Origin of the sequence: Pseudoalteromonas sp. C12FD-1, from assembly GCF_037414265.1 — a bacterium.
Classification (GTDB): domain Bacteria; phylum Pseudomonadota; class Gammaproteobacteria; order Enterobacterales; family Alteromonadaceae; genus Pseudoalteromonas.
The window spans coordinates 1-14,889 of sequence record NZ_JBBEVD010000069.1 but is presented as its reverse complement, the minus strand read 5'-3'; the positions used below and the strand labels follow the sequence as shown (position 1 = coordinate 14,889).

The 14,889-nt window shown below is 42.2% G+C and carries 13 protein-coding genes; 3 read left to right on the top strand and 10 right to left on the bottom strand.

Translation table 11 applies throughout. The features are described from left to right. Nucleotides 1-10 precede the first annotated feature (10 nt). The 9 genes from flgH to WDB87_RS10025 form a co-directional block, all read right to left on the bottom strand. On the bottom strand, nt 11-694 hold the full coding sequence (gene flgH, locus WDB87_RS10065; protein WP_286244969.1) for a flagellar basal body L-ring protein FlgH: 684 nt from the start codon (nt 692-694) through the stop codon (nt 11-13). Between the two features lie 20 nt (nt 695-714). Continuing rightward, nucleotides 715-1,503 (bottom strand): flagellar basal-body rod protein FlgG, encoded by a 789-nt coding sequence (gene flgG, locus WDB87_RS10060; protein WP_004588020.1) that lies wholly within the window; start codon nt 1,501-1,503, stop codon nt 715-717. Between the two features lie 21 nt (nt 1,504-1,524). Beyond that, nucleotides 1,525-2,268 carry a flagellar basal body rod protein FlgF gene (locus WDB87_RS10055; RefSeq protein ID WP_126007876.1) on the bottom strand — a complete coding sequence of 248 codons (744 nt, stop codon included), beginning with the start codon at nt 2,266-2,268 and terminating at the stop codon, nt 1,525-1,527. 176 nt (nt 2,269-2,444) lie between these two features. Continuing rightward, entirely contained in the window at nt 2,445-3,815 is a 1,371-nt protein-coding gene (gene flgE, locus WDB87_RS10050; RefSeq protein ID WP_337849807.1) for a flagellar hook protein FlgE, read from the bottom strand. A gap of 59 nt (nt 3,816-3,874) precedes the next feature. Next, entirely contained in the window at nt 3,875-4,555 is a 681-nt protein-coding gene (locus WDB87_RS10045; protein WP_055016786.1) for a flagellar hook assembly protein FlgD, read from the bottom strand. A 13-nt stretch (nt 4,556-4,568) separates the two neighbouring features. Continuing rightward, nucleotides 4,569-5,000 carry a flagellar basal body rod protein FlgC gene (gene flgC, locus WDB87_RS10040; protein ID WP_004588016.1) on the bottom strand — a complete coding sequence of 144 codons (432 nt, stop codon included), beginning with the start codon at nt 4,998-5,000 and terminating at the stop codon, nt 4,569-4,571. A gap of 5 nt (nt 5,001-5,005) precedes the next feature. Beyond that, the gene (gene flgB / locus WDB87_RS10035) at nt 5,006-5,413 is read right to left on the bottom strand and encodes a flagellar basal body rod protein FlgB (protein ID WP_337849806.1); all 408 of its coding nucleotides are present in this window, start codon (nt 5,411-5,413) and stop codon (nt 5,006-5,008) included. 144 nt (nt 5,414-5,557) lie between these two features. Beyond that, complete coding sequence (locus WDB87_RS10030; RefSeq protein ID WP_337849805.1) at nt 5,558-6,388, bottom strand: CheR family methyltransferase; 831 nt, start codon at nt 6,386-6,388, stop codon at nt 5,558-5,560. Nucleotides 6,389-6,409: 21 nt separating this feature from the next. Then, entirely contained in the window at nt 6,410-7,342 is a 933-nt protein-coding gene (locus tag WDB87_RS10025; RefSeq protein ID WP_004588013.1) for a chemotaxis protein CheV, read from the bottom strand. Between the two features lie 140 nt (nt 7,343-7,482). Here WDB87_RS10025 and flgA point away from each other — a divergent pair, with 140 nt between their 5' ends. The 3 genes from flgA (at nt 7,483) to flgN (ending at nt 9,014) form a co-directional block, all read left to right on the top strand. Further along, on the top strand, nt 7,483-8,190 hold the full coding sequence (gene flgA, locus WDB87_RS10020; RefSeq protein ID WP_286244975.1) for a flagellar basal body P-ring formation chaperone FlgA: 708 nt from the start codon (nt 7,483-7,485) through the stop codon (nt 8,188-8,190). Nucleotides 8,191-8,266: 76 nt separating this feature from the next. Beyond that, nucleotides 8,267-8,590, top strand: a complete 324-nt coding sequence (gene flgM / locus WDB87_RS10015) for a flagellar biosynthesis anti-sigma factor FlgM (RefSeq protein ID WP_286244976.1) — start codon at nt 8,267-8,269, stop codon at nt 8,588-8,590. Beyond that, complete coding sequence (flgN, locus tag WDB87_RS10010) at nt 8,583-9,014, top strand: flagellar protein FlgN (RefSeq protein WP_286244977.1); 432 nt, start codon at nt 8,583-8,585, stop codon at nt 9,012-9,014. Before flgM ends, flgN begins: the two co-directional genes overlap by 8 nt. Nucleotides 9,015-9,158: 144 nt before the next feature. Here flgN and WDB87_RS10005 read toward each other — a convergent pair. Next, nucleotides 9,159-14,889, bottom strand: a 5,731-nt coding sequence (locus tag WDB87_RS10005; protein ID WP_337849804.1) for a beta strand repeat-containing protein, incomplete at its 5' end; no start/stop codon positions are given.

Below are 14,889 nucleotides of genomic sequence, written 5' to 3'. Positions count from 1 at the left end.
CTACTATCCTCTAAAACGGAAATAATGAGCTACTAAAGAAGCGGGTTAGCCACCCTGGGCTTTGCGCTTCTTGTGTTTGCCCTTTGCCTGAGTATTGAATACGGGCATTGGCAATTCTATTCGACTCAACCGTGTTATCGGCGCTCACATCTTGCGGACGCACAAGGCCTTCGAGCCTAATAAACTCCTCGCCGGTGTTAAGTGTTAGCCATTTTTCACCACGGATAACTAAGTTGCCATTGGGTAAAACGCGCATAACATTCACAGAAATATCGCCCACTAAACTGTTTGACTGATTTGATTTAGAATCTCCAGTGAATGATGAATCACTACCAATGCCAAACTGGATACTGTCGCCACCTATATTGACAGGTAAACCTCCTAACCCGATAACGGGGTCTAGGCTGGCTTCGGTTTCTTTATCAGTTTCGGTTTTAGCGGCTTTTGTAGCTTGTGTTGACTCTTCAAGCTTAACGGTGATGATATCGCCTGTTCTAAGTGCTTTTTTGTCTGAGTACAAATCATTAAATGTATTGGTGTTAAACAACGAGCCCGTTGCAACAACAGGCTCTGCTACAGGCTCTGGGTACATGGGTGCGTAGTATGGGTCATCTTGAACCACTTCACTATTTTGCGTAGAAACACAGCCAGTTAAAAATAAGCTGCCTGCTGCAAATAAAATAACATTACGCATAACTATCCCCTTGTGCACGGTTATAACTGTTGATTGATGTAGCTCATCATTTCGTCAACGGCCGAGATTACTTTTGAGTTCATTTCGTACACACGTTGAGTTTCGATAAGGTTTACCAACTCTTCCGTTACATTAACGTTTGATGTTTCAAGCGAGCCCTGAATAATAGTACCTAAGCCCTCTACACCCGGATTGCCTTGTACAGGCGCACCACTAACAGCGGTTTCGGTGTAAAGGTTTTGACCAATTGGCTCAAGACCCGATGGATTAATAAAGTCACTAATTGTTAGCTGGCCAATCACCACATTATCGGCTTGCCCTGCTACACGTACAGATACCTCGCCATCTTGCGAAACAGTGATTGATTGCGCATCATCCGGTACGTTCATTTCGGGCTGAACCACAAAACCCGCACCTGAGGTAACAATGCGGCCATCTTCATCGGTAGTAAATTGCCCATTACGCGAATAAGCAATATTGCCATCAGGCTGCAACACTTCAAAAAAACCTTCGCCAGAGATCATCCAGTCGAGTGAGTTTTCGGTGGTGAGCATATTACCTTGCGTAAACTCTTTTTGGTTAGCAACCACTTTTGCACCAGCACCTAGCATTAAGCCAGACGGCAACTCAGTATCTTGCGAAGAACGCCCGCCAGGCTGGTTGATGTTTTGATACAATAAATCTTCAAAAATAGCGCGGCTTTTTTTGTAACCTACGGTACTGGCATTCGCCAAGTTATTTGAAATAACTGAAATATCAGTTTGTTGAGCGTCTAGCCCTGTTTTACTTATCCACAATGCAGGATTCATAAGTATGCCCTCATTTTAAAGTTAAACTATGCGCATCAACTGATCTTGACGCTCGTCAATCTCTTCAGCTGTTTTCATTAGTTTTACTTGTAACTCAAATTGACGTTGGTGGTTGATCATATCGACCATTTCGTGAACTGGATTAACGTTAGACATTTCCAGTGCACCACTTAACACTTTTACATTTGCAGAAGTATCGACGGCTTGCCCAGGTACTGGTCTAAATAAGCCATCGTTGCCTTTTTCAAGCTGCCTGCTGTTTCCTTCAACAACACGTAGCGTATCTACTTCTTCTAAAAAATTGGCTGGTGCGCCTTGGGGGCGAACCTGTATGGCACCATCTTCACTAAAGCTTATTTTTTCAATAGGAACAGGTAGAATTACGGGGCCACCTTCGCCAATAACTTGACGACCGTGGCTCGTTACTAACATGCCTTGAGCAGTAATGTTCAGCGTACCTACTTTTGTGTATGCTTCATTTCCTGAGTCATCTTGAACGGCAAGCCAGGCGTTATCGCTCATGGCAATATCTAAATCTCGCCCTGTTTCGATTATGCCGCCAGAGGTCATGTTAGAACCTGGTCGCTCTTGCATTGAAAACACGCGTGTTGGTAAGCCCTCGCCAAATGCTTGCATAGAGCGCGCTTGCGCAAAGTCAGCTTTAAAGCCTGTGGTGTTTGCGTTTGCCAAATTATTGGCTTTGAGTGCAAGCCCTTGTAGGCTTTGCTTAGCACCAGAGGCTGCAATGTAGACCATTTTGTCCATAACATCGACTCACATAAAAAATCTCTGAGTTGATAAATGCAAAATAGATGCCAGATTAAATTTGACGCAATATTAGGAAGGTGGTGAGCGGTTCAGCTCCGCTAATTTTAGCCACTCAGCTACAAAAAAGGCTGCAAAAATGCAGCCTTAGAATTTTAACCAAAAATAAGATTAACTTATCGAATCTGCAAAATACTTTGCTGAATTGTTGAATTAACTTCAAGCGCTCGTGAGTTTGCTTGGTAGTTGCGTTGAGCGGTAATCAAATCAACTAACTCGTTTGTGAGGTTAGTATTTGATTGCTCAAGCGCAGATGAGTTAATACTACCAAAAGTACCCGAGCCTGCTTCACCGGCTACTGGCTCACCAGAGTCAATACTTTGCTTCCAACTGGTATCACCTACTTGTGATAAGCCTTGAGAGTTTGGAAAGCGTACCATAGCAACTTGGCCTAAGTAGGTTGAATCACCATTACTGTATGAGGCAACAATTTTACCATCTGTGCCAATATCAATACCCGCTAAACGACCCACTGTAGAGCCATCTTGGTCAAGTGCTTTTACTTCAAAACCACTTGAATACTGAGTAGGAATACGCCCTGCGGTATTGTTTTCATCGCGCCAGTTTAGCTCAATCCCTGTACTTGGGAAGGTTGCGCCGTTATCAAGCATTGACGATAAACCAGTACCTGCACCTGCCGGTAAATTAATTTCATCAAATGTAGTCGCGTTAGTATTTGCTACACCACCCGTTGTGGCAGGTAAACCGCTAGAATCAAAACCAAGTGTAGTAATCGGTGTATATGGCGTGGTTGTTTGCTCTGCACCAGATGTACCGTCTATTACCTTGCCATCAAGTGTGGCGTAGACTTCCCAGCTATTATCAGTACCACCGGAGGCAGCATCTTCTTCTTTTACAAAAAAGTATTGCAGAATATGTGGTTCACCTAATGAGTCATAAACTGTTGTAGACGTTGATGAGTTATAGGTGCCGTTAGATGTCGGATCAAAATCGAGGCCTGTTGCATCAGCTGTTGCATCTAAGTTAAACGATAAAAATACGTTCTCTGTAGCGCGAGGTGAACCAGACGAGTCAGGAATTTGAATCGGGTTTGTAGTACTTAAACTAACTGATGTGGTATCACCTGTAGATGAGTCTACTGGAAAAGCTTGTAAATAATTGCCTTTAGCATCAACCATAAAGTTATCTTGGTTAAGCTTAAATGCACCTGCACGAGTATAGGTTAAATCTTGCGACGAAATATCATCGGTCATTGCAAAATACCCTTCGCCAGTAATCGCTAAGTCTAATGAGTTATTAGTAAATTGCAGTGACCCTTGGTGAAATTGCTGTGCAACCATGGTTGTTTGCACACCATCACCATTTTTAGTTTTGCCTGCGCTAAACACAGATGCAGCGTAAACATCAGCAAATTCAGCACGCGATTCTTTAAAACCTGTGGTATTTACATTGGCAATGTTATTTGCCGTCACGTCTAAATCTTTTTGTGCGGCTGCTAGGCCTGTAAGTGCAATATTAAAGCTCATAATTCACCTCTAACTTTTGATCTAATAGCCTGCTAGCAGGCGAAATACTTTTTAATTGGTTATGCGATCTCTGCGACATCTGTCAACCTAACCGCGCCTTCTTTGGTGTTAATAATAATGCCACTAGAGCCATTGATATTAACGCTTTCAATGTTTTTGAATGTAGCCACCGGTAAGCTTGAAAACTCACCATTGGTGCTGCCCTCTGCAGTAATGGTGTATTCACCCTCTGGTAGGCGCTCACCGGATTCATTATTACCATCCCAGCTAAAGCGCACTGCTCCAGCTGCTTGCGAACCCATATCGATAGTTCTAACCAGTTGGCCAGAAGCATCTGTGACTTTAATTTTTAAATTATCAACGGCTTCTTCAGCAACCGCAGACCCTTTTGCTTCGCCGCTTTCGCCAAGCTCAAGCGTATTAGATTCTAAAAGCGCTTGCTTACCAACCAGCGTTGATGCTTGTAAGGCAGAGTTTGAGGTCATTGACGAGGCAAGTGACTCAAAGTTTGTGTTTAAATCTGTGATGCCTTGCGCCATAGTAAAATTAGTCATTTGCGCAATCATCTGATCGTTATCAGCCGGATTACTCGGGTCTTGATACGATAGCTGCTGAGTTAGCAACGAGAAAAAATCTTCTTGCGTTAAGGCATCGCTCTCTTCAGTGGATGTCGCTACTTGGGTTTCTTGCCAAGTTATCGAGTCCATAAAAGATGAACTAGTACTAATATCGTTACTCATAACCTACCCTCGGTTATCGCTGCCCAAGTAACAGCGTTTTGCTTAACATTTGCTTAGCTGCATCGGCAACTTGCACGTTTGTCTGATAAGAGCGAGAAGCAGAGATCATATTTGCCATCTCCTCAACAACATTAACGTTGGGTTTATAGATATAGCCATTTTCATCCGCACTTGGGTGATTAGGGTTATATTCAATTTGTAGTGGTTTGTTACTCTCAACAATTCCCAGCACTTTAACACCAACAGCGGAGCCCTGAGGGTTGCTAGCTGAGGCAGACGCTTTAGTCAGCTCGGCAGCAAATACAGGTTGGCGTGCTCGGTAAGTTTTATCTTGGGATGAGCTAATTGTATTAGCATTCGAAATATTACTTGCGGTAGTATTTAAGCGCACATTTTGCGCACTCATACCACTACCTGAAATATCAAAAACGTTATATAAACTCATAATTATTACCCTTGACTACCGAGCGCTTTATTCAGGCCCTTAAATTTACTACTTAAAAATTGCAGGCTTGCCTGATACTCCATCGCATTCTGTGTATACAAGTTTCGTTCCACCTGTATATCAACCGAGTTACCATCGCCTGTATCTCCTTGATTTGGTGTGCGAAATAATTCTACCCCACCTACACTGCGAGTACCGCCAGTAATATGTTTTTCATTGGTAGTAACCATGCTATTGCCGCTTTGCTGAGTTGACCTTGCCGCTTTTAATGCAGAAGCAAAGTCGATATCTTTTGCTTTATAGCCAGGCGTATCAGCATTCGCTATATTTGTGGCAAGTACTTCTGCCCGCTGTGAGCGGATCAACATTGCATGCGGGTGCACACCTAATGCTTTATCAAAACTGATAGCCATAACGTTCTCCAAAAAATTGACTTACCTAAGTTAAAGCAATTAATAAGCCAGTAGTATTGTGTTACGCTATTTTTTTATAGGGGCTTGTTATATAAATGAAAAAACGACGTTTAAACGTCGTTTTTAATGGGAAGGAAGGGCAAATTATTTTTTTTGGTAGATGATCCCAGGGTTACAACGAACCATCTCAAACTCATTACTTAAGCCAGTCATTGACTCTGAGGCACCCAAAAATAAATATCCTTTTGGGTTTAGTGCTTGGGCAAACTGGCTAATGATTTTTGCTTTCACCTCAGGTGAAAAATATATAAGTACATTGCGGCAAAAAATAATATCAAATTTGCCCATTAAGGCATAAGAATCAAGCAGGTTTAAATGCCTAAAGCTCACCTGCTTTCTGACTGAGTCGACAACTTTTGCCATACCGTTGCCGCTATCCATAAAGAACTTTTTACGGCGCTCTGCTGATAGGCCTCGTGCTAATGCCAACGCATCATATTCAGCGTTTTTACACATATCGAGCATTGTATTGGAAATATCAGTACCAATAATTTGTGCCCCCATACGCAGTACGCTCGGTTGATGTGCCTGAAACTCAGCCACAGACATGGCAATAGAATAAGGCTCTTGGCCTGAAGAGCTAGCCGCTGACCAAATTTTTAATGGCCTACGGAGGTCTTTAAACTCTGGAAACAATTTATTTTTTAAAAGCTCAAAAGGATATTGATCCCTAAACCATAAGGTTTCATTAGTGGTCATGGCATCGACCACAGCGGCTCTAAGTTGCCGCTCATGGGGGGCAAGCGTTTTAGTCACTAATTGTGATAAAGATTCGACATTAAAACGAGCCATAAGCGGAGCAAGCCTACTTTTTACTAAATATTGCTTGTTTTCCCCTAACACAATACCACATTGCTGCTCTAAAAATGAGCGAAATTGATCGTAGTCACTTTGCTGCAAATCTTTACTATTCAAATTACTAACACCTATTGTTGCTTAGTCACAGTGAACCCATTTTTTTACTGCTGTTGCCAATTCATCTGGGTTAAATTTTGCTATAAAGTCATCCGCGCCTACTTTTTCGATCATCGCCTGATTAAACACGCCACTCAAAGAAGTGTGTAAAATAACATGTAAAGGCGCTAATTTTGGATCTGCTTTAATTTCTGCCGTTAATGTATAGCCGTCCATTTCAGGCATTTCAACGTCAGATATCAATAAACCTACACGCTCAGTAATATCATTTTTACAATCAAGCTCGGCTATTTCTTTAAGCCTAACTAAAGCCTCTTTACCATTTTTTGCAAGTTCAGTTTGCACACCAAGTGGCTCAAGTGCTCTTTTTACTTGGTTACGTGCAACAGCTGAATCGTCGGCAATAAATACAATACGTTCACCTAAGTCTTTTTGTATTGCACTGTCGGCAGCAAGGTCGGCACTCACTTCGGTATTTACTGGGCAAATTTCGTTTAAGATTTTTTCTACATCGAGAATTTCGACCAGTTCGTTTTCAATCTCGGTAACGGCAGTTAAATAAGAGTAACGCCCTGCTCCCGATGGGGGTGGCATTATTTTTTCCCAGTTCATGTTAACTATTCGCTCAACGCCGCCAACTAAAAAGCCCTGCACTGAACGATTGTACTCTGCAATTATAATAAAGCTGTCTTTTACATTTTCGATAGGTCGACCGCCTACGGCCATTGATAAGTCGATAACTGAAATAGTTTGACCTCGAATATGCGCAACTCCTCTAATGTATGCATTTGATTTTGGCATACTTGTTAAAGGAGGACATTGTAGTACTTCTCTTACTTTAAATACGTTGATCCCAAAACGCTGACGCCCTCTGAGCTTAAATAATAGTAATTCTAGGCGGTTCTGCCCAACCAACTGGGTGCGTTGGTTTACTGAGTCTAAAATGCCTGCCATTCAAATCTCCTAAAGAAAACAAATAATGCGGAACGATAATTGCTTTCTGTTTATAAAGCTACATAACATCGCGGGAGCGTCTACTTTTTGACGCAAAATATTTATACCCTGTTTGAAACCATAAGCATAGTCGAAACATTATGAGTTTGTTAAAAAAGTCCAGAAGATACAATGTTTTTTATTTTCTTGCTAGCTTATGCTTTGCATTACCTACTCAGGCAAATGTGTATAGCAAAGATATATTACAAGAAATAGCAATTTCTCATATTGCTGAACAAGTTACCGTGCCACTTGAAAAAAATGTAGAGATTACCGCCCTTGCCCTCGATAGCCGTATTCCTGATAGAGTATGTGAAAACGAGCCAGAGCTAGTTGTACCAAATGAGCCACCCTTTACACGTCAGGTGACTGTACAAATAAAGTGTAACGATGCGCAAAGCTGGACTCAATATGTCCATGTAAGAATTGTTAAAATGGCACCCGTTGTGGTTGCCACGGCAAATCTAGCACGTGGTGAGGTTATTACTAAGTCTCATCTAAGCGTACAAATGAAGCCTTCGCAGTTTGTAAGAGTACAATATTTAGATGACCCTTTAATGCTCATTGGCAGTCGTAGTAAGCGAAATATTAGAAGCGGGATGCCTGTTTTGCTCAACCAAATTTGTATGGTTTGCAAAGGCGACGCTGTTAATATTTATGCGAGTATTAAAGGACTTAGAATAAAAACCACGGGGATAGCACTTGAAGATGGCACCCTTGGTGAGCAAGTACAGATCAAGAATAAAAAATCCGGTAAAATTTTGAATGCACGTGTAGATGGTGTAGAGTCTGTTCAAGTTAATATTTAATTTCGATTTATACTAAAGTATCCTATGTATATGCCGATAACTTGGCATAAGTTGGGTAATATACAGGTTTATTATTATGGTTAATCAAGTTAATGGTAGTAATCAACAAGCTAATGCGCTTACAAACGCTAAACAGCAACAAGTTGATATTAAAAAAGATAACGCTGCAAGTACACAAACAGCACACACTCCTTCGCCTAAAGCGGCGAGCGATTCAGTGAGCCTGACGCCACAAGCACAGCAGTTAAAAACTCTGCAAGATAAAGCGCAGCAGTCATCTGGCTTTGATAGTGAAAAAGTTGCTGAACTTAAAAAAGCGATTACCGAAGGTAAATACCAAATTGATGCCGAAAAGCTGACTAAAAACTTAGCTGATTTTGAGTTTAACGTATATGGCTGATCACAATAGTTTAATTAGCGTTAAATTAGATGAGCAAGTTAAATGCTTGGATTCATTATATGCGTTATTAAACGAAGAGCTTAGTATTATTGCCTCTCGCAGAGGTGAAGGTTTAAAAGAGCTTGCCCAACAAAAAATGTCTTTTTTAACCAAACTCACCCAGCTCGATAAAGAGTTAAATAAACTCTTTGCTGCTAATGATGAAAATGCCTCTGAAGTAACTGATCGAGTAGCGCAAGTTAAAGTGCAGTTAGCGCAGTGCCAAAAACAAAATAAAGTAAACTCACATGCTGCCCGCCAAGCGCACTTAAGTGTAAAACAACTAAAAGATATTTTAATAGGCGCCCCAACTAGCATGACTTACGACCAAGGCGGTAGCGTGGTTAATACCGACAGCAAGCTGGTTCGTAACCTAAAAGCTTAACTGCTTTTATTTATCCTATTTTATTTAAAAAGCCCTTATTGAAGTCTCAATAAGGGCTTTTTAGGTTCACTACTTAGACCAAACTTTTGATTAAGTGAGTTTTAGAAACCCACTTCAGCTATTTAACTGAAGTGGGTTAGTCATTTAAATATCTGTTTGATTGTTACCATTTTCAATTAAGTGTTTAATCATTTCCTCTGATTGGTTTTGAACATCAACGGCTGGCGCTGCCTCATCGGTACTTCCGCCACTTTGTGCAGATGAGTACGCAATTGCAGAGCCTTCTTCATCAAGTGAGTTATTTAATGCAAGCAATTGCTCTGTTTCAGAGTCAATAATTACATCGTTTATATTAAGTGGCTCTGTTTCGCTTACCTGTACAACTTGCTCAGATGAACTTGTCATACTTCCTATATTTTCAAGGTTTATCGTTTCTGTGCTTAACACTCCATCGCTCTGCGTATCACCCAATGCTGACTCATCAAAAAATGACGAAGGCATGGTATCGCCTGCCCCAGAGCCAGATTGTGACGTGTATATATTGCCAGACTGTTCTATCTCATTAGAAGTATTTTTGATTAAGTAGTTTCCTACCTCATCAACAGTAACGAAATAATATTGCTCCCCTCCACCAATGTTCAGATTAGCTAAGTTTAAGAACCCTCCCCAATCCCCATTATTATCTGAAGTAAAGCTACTTGATAGTTCTAATACATCTAAATCTAGACCGAGCAAGTCAACACCTAATAATGAAGAGCCAATAATATACACTTCGGTATCTGGCTCTGTTGTTCCTTGAACTGATGGAAGTACAACACCTAAAACCCCTGAACTAAAATTAGTAACCTCGAAACCTATTGGTGTTGTATCTATAACCAACCCAGATACGCTACCGCTTGATGTTGTATTGCCTGATGTATCAGTTGCTACTGCTGTTACAGTATAAGCCCCATCAGCTAACCCCGTATCCGGTGAAGCACTCCATGCCCCGGATGCGTCGGCAGTTACCTGTTTAGTTACTTCCGTTGCGCCGCTAAAGGTGACTAATATAGTTTCTCCAGCACCAGCAGTTCCTGTAATAAGTGGACTTTGATCCGCTGTTAGAGCGAGTCCCGAGTCAATCGTAATACCTGAGTCAATTACGCTACTTATGGATTGCGTACCTGTGTTGCCTGCAGCATCAACAATGTTTACATCCACACTGTAGTTACCTTCAGGTAGTACTTCTGTAGCAGTGACGCTCCAAGTTCCATCAGGTCCAACAGTTGTTTCAACATTATGAGTGGCACCCGCTGAATCAGTAAACATAACGACTACTAACGCGCCTGCGAAGCTTCCCGTTACTGAGCCTGTAACAGTAAGCGTAGTATCTTGCCCTCCCAATATTGGTTCTATGACGACAGTTGGCGCTGTGTAGTCTGTGCTTGACACCATAGTATCGCTAGCAGAGTTACCCGCAGTATCACTTATTGATGCTGTAGCGCTAAAGCCACCTTCACTCAGTATGGTAGTCGCTGTTACTGTCCATGTGCCATTTCCTGCGACTTGGGCAGTAATAGTTTGAGAATCGTTATTAGAATCTGTTATAACTACGCTCAGTGTTGTACCTGCTGGCGCATCACTTGTACCTGTAATAGTTGGTAGAGAGTTGTTAGTCACTGGTAGCTGGTCAATTTCGATTGCTGGCGGTGTTAAATCAACAATACCACTTAGGCTTGTAGAACTTGTAAGGTTTAAGTTTTCGACTGTCGCATCAACCGTAAACGCACCTTCAGCTAATGGAGTGGTTGGTATTAATGTCCACACTCCTGCAATAGCCTGTGTGTTGTAAGTAGTTGCTGTACCACTACTATCGGTTATTACAACTTCTACATCGCCATTTAACACATCGGTAGTACCGCTAATGGTAGGGGTTGTATCGCTTGTATCTATTATTGGGTTGATTAATAGGCCCGGTAAAGTAGTGCTAACGGTGCCCGTTTGTGTCACTGTTGCTATATTTCCTGCATCATCAATACTAATGGCTTCAACGGTTAAATCACCTTCAGCTAGAACCGGAGTAACAATAAGCCATGTCCCATCCCCTAATACCGTTGTAGTAACTACAAAGAGTGTACTTGTAGAGTCTGTAATGTTAACCGTGATTAAGCTACCGGTTTCTTCGTCACTGGTGCCAGTAATAGTTGGCGTTAATGTATTAAGTACACCAAAGGCGTCTATCCCTAGCGCTGGTGGAATGGTATCAATGGTCACTTGCTCAGTAACCGATTGACCTACGTTACCCGCAGCATCAGTAATACTTGCAAATACACTATATATACCATCGGGTAGGCTCGTGGTTAGTAATGACCACGTGCCATCACTCCCAACAAGGGCATCAAATACTGTTGCGTTGCCGTTATTATCAATTACAGTTACATCAATGTCTGTACCCGGAGCCTCCTCTGAAGTACCCGAAATAGTTAGTATGTCAGTATTACTTATGCTCAACGGTAAAATATCTACCACAGGTACTAACGTATCAACAACAAACTCAAGTGTTTGTGTTACTACATTGCCAGCATCATCAGTGATACTGACGTTGGCAACATGCTGCCCTTCAGTCAGCGCATCAACTTCCAGTGAAAATAGCCCTGCTGCATTCACTGTTGTTGTTAATACTGAACCTCCGTCCAGTTGAATCTCTACCACACCATTAATTAAATCACTGGTCCCTTGAATAATTGGAGTAGAATCTGACGTTGTACCAATCACTTGCAAATTAAGTGTTGGCGAGATGGTATCTACTACACTGCTTAGCAGCTGTGTAGCTGTGATCCCTACTTCACTTAATACATTTACAGTTACAGTAAACACGCCCTCAGCAAGTGATTGAGGAACTTGTACAAGCCATGAATTATCTGCCTGCACTATGGCAATCAAATCTTGCACTACGTTATCGCTATCTACTACTCTAACTAGCACTTCGGTGCCTGGGGCTTGGTCGGTCGTACCGCTAATTATTGGTAAATCTCCCTCGCCAGTTACAAAGTCAACCACCGCATTAAGTAATGGCGTTGAGGCATCTACATCTGCAGTCGTAATAGTGGTGGTGTTACCTGCATCGTCAGTGGCAGAGGCTTCAACAACTGATAAGCCAATAACATTAACTGCTAGACCCAATAACTCCCAATCGCCGTTGGCATCGGTGGTTACATCGTATGTTAAGTCAAGTAAATCACCTGCAAGCTCTAGAGTAACCGTAACGGTTTTACCTTCGCCCAAATCGGATGTACCAGATAAAGAAATCAACTGACCTAATAAGAACGAAGGAACAATAGTAAGCTCTGGAGGCACTGTATCCACTTCGCCACCTGTTTTACTGTCAACCGATGTGTTTCCTGCGTTATCAGTAATCGTTGCCGTAACACTGTAAACCCCTTCGGCTAATACGTTATCTGCAGCAGCTTGCCAGTCTCCATTAGCATCCGTTTGTACGGTAATTTGATGCGATGCGCCAGCTGAGTCCGTAAACGTAACGAAAACATTTGTATTTGGCTCGTTGGATGTGCCGCTAATTAATGGCGTGCTGTCTTGGGTAAGTATTAATGAACTTTGATCAATACTAATTTCTGGCGCAATTGTATCTATATTAGCGTTAGCGATATTGCTGCCTGTATTTCCGGCATTATCAGTAATAAATACTTCTACTGAATATGCCCCCTGAGAAAGGCTGTTGCTTGCCTCTACTGACCAAGTTCCACCGGCTTGCACCGTTGTATTGACAGTATGCGCATTACCTTGGAAGTCGGTAAATACCACAGCAACCACATCTCCTACAGCTGCACCTGTTACGCTGCCAGAAACGCTAGGTGTTAAGTCTGTACTACCTATAATATCGTTAATGCTTACTACTGGCGCAGTTATATCAACCACACCGGTAGTGCTAGTATTTACAGGATTACCCGCTGTATCACTGGTTGATGCAGTAACAGTATACGTACCTTCGCTAAGCGATAAAGGAGCAGCAACTGACCATGTACCATTTGCACCAACTGTGGCATTAACTGTTTGCTCTGCGCCTAAGCTATCTGTAATCAAAATAGCGACTATCGCGCCTTGTGGGGCTGTACTTGTACCTGAAATTGTAGGCGTTGTATCATTGCTCGTTAGTAGCGGTGTAATATTTAATACTGGGGCTGTTAAATCTATAAGCCCTGTATCTGTTGCACTGCTTGTTAAGCCACCTTCAGTTACACTGGCTGAAACAGTAAACGTGCCCTCAGGAAGAATATTTGTCGCATCTACACTCCATGTATTGTCAATTACAGTAGTTGTAACCGTATGCGAAACATTATTAACATCAGTAATAGTAACTGTAACTACCGTACCATTTTCAGCACTACTCGACCCAGAAAGCGTAGGCGTTTGATCGTTTGTATCAACAATGGTGTTTATATTAATGGTAGGTGCATTAGTGTTAAGTGTGGCAGTCGCATTTGCTTCACTGCTATTACCTGCAGTATCAGTAATGCTTGCTGAAACTGTCACTTGTCCATCAGTTAATGGCGTAGTTACATCAACACTCCATACCCCGCCTGCACCCACAGTCGTTGTGTAGGTATCAACGCTATCACCATCAGTAACTGTGACATTGATTGTAGTACCTTCAACCTCATTAGAGGTACCTGAAATAGTAGGCGTGCTGCTATTAATTGTACCTAATGCGTCAATGGTAATGGTTGGTGCTTGAGTATCAACAAGACCTGTTCCAGTCGCTGAACCAGTATTATTAGCATCATCGGTAATACTAACAACAACACTGTAATTTCCTTGTGGTAAATTGGGCGCTGTGGTTTGCCAATTACCATCTGTATCAACCGTAGCAGCTAACGTATGCGTATCCCCATTACTATCTGTAATAACAATATCTACATTTGTGCCAGTAGGCTCTGTTGATGTACCGCTAATAACTGGGGTATCTGTGTTAAATACGGTTATTTCATCCAATGTGACTATGGGTATCTGAGTATCAATTGTTAAGTCAATTGTTGTGCTAGTGATATTATTAGCGTCGTCAGCAACATTAATTTGCGCCGTATAGTTACCATCGGTAAGTGCAGATGGTACCTCTACCTGCCAATTTCCGTCAGTATCTACTACCGCAATAAAGGTTTGGCCATCAATGCTTATTATTACATCAGCACCTATGGCATCACTGGTGCCTGATAGGGTTGGCGTTGTATCTGCTGTAGTGTCGATAGGGTTAACGCTAAGAGTAGGTGCTATGCTGTCTATTTCACCTTGTGCTTGCTCAGAAGTTAAATTCCCAACGTCGTCTCTTACCTCAGCGGTAACCGTATATTGCCCTTGCGAAAGCTCGGTTGGCACTTCAACAGACCAACTTCCATTAGCTTGAACTATGGCCGTAAACTGCTGGCTTTGACCTGCACTATCTACAACGGTAAGTTGTATCTCGGTTCCTTGATCCATATCTGTAGTACCAGAAATCACTGGCGTTGCATCATTCGATAATGCATCTACAGTCACACTAAGCGCAGGTGCTTCATTATCAAAATTAAGTGAGTTAACGCTCGCAACATTGCCGGCCGCATCACTTGCAGTTGCAGTAACATATGCAAGGCTAAGCAAAGGTACTGTTATGTTTGCAAGTCCCCATGTGCCATCAGCATTCGTCGTCGCCGTATAGGTAGCGCCTACAGCACCGCCAACAAGATACTCGGTAATAGTGATCACTGACCCTTCGGGTAAATCAGAATCCCCAGAAAGAGAGACTAAGTTGCCAAGTAAGAACGAAGGAATGATCTCTAAAGTCGGTGGCGTTACATCCACTTCACCGTTGTCTGTGCCTGTGCCGGTGTTACCTGCTGCATCC

What these genes read in the sequence shown, in the direction of transcription:
- flgH (WP_286244969.1), bottom strand. Translation starts at nt 694, where the DNA reads ATGCGTAATGTTATTTTATTTGCAGCAGGCAGCTTATTTTTAACTGGC.
- flgG (WP_004588020.1), bottom strand. Translation starts at nt 1,503, where the DNA reads ATGAATCCTGCATTGTGGATAAGTAAAACAGGGCTAGACGCTCAACAA.
- WDB87_RS10055 (WP_126007876.1), bottom strand. Translation starts at nt 2,268, where the DNA reads ATGGACAAAATGGTCTACATTGCAGCCTCTGGTGCTAAGCAAAGCCTA.
- flgE (WP_337849807.1), bottom strand. Translation starts at nt 3,815, where the DNA reads ATGAGCTTTAATATTGCACTTACAGGCCTAGCAGCCGCACAAAAAGAT.
- WDB87_RS10045 (WP_055016786.1), bottom strand. Translation starts at nt 4,555, where the DNA reads ATGAGTAACGATATTAGTACTAGTTCATCTTTTATGGACTCGATAACT.
- flgC (WP_004588016.1), bottom strand. Translation starts at nt 5,000, where the DNA reads ATGAGTTTATATAACGTTTTTGATATTTCAGGTAGTGGTATGAGTGCG.
- flgB (WP_337849806.1), bottom strand. Translation starts at nt 5,413, where the DNA reads ATGGCTATCAGTTTTGATAAAGCATTAGGTGTGCACCCGCATGCAATG.
- WDB87_RS10025 (WP_004588013.1), bottom strand. Translation starts at nt 7,342, where the DNA reads ATGGCAGGCATTTTAGACTCAGTAAACCAACGCACCCAGTTGGTTGGG.
- flgA (WP_286244975.1), top strand. Translation starts at nt 7,483, where the DNA reads ATGAGTTTGTTAAAAAAGTCCAGAAGATACAATGTTTTTTATTTTCTT.
- flgM (WP_286244976.1), top strand. Translation starts at nt 8,267, where the DNA reads ATGGTTAATCAAGTTAATGGTAGTAATCAACAAGCTAATGCGCTTACA.
- flgN (WP_286244977.1), top strand. Translation starts at nt 8,583, where the DNA reads ATGGCTGATCACAATAGTTTAATTAGCGTTAAATTAGATGAGCAAGTT.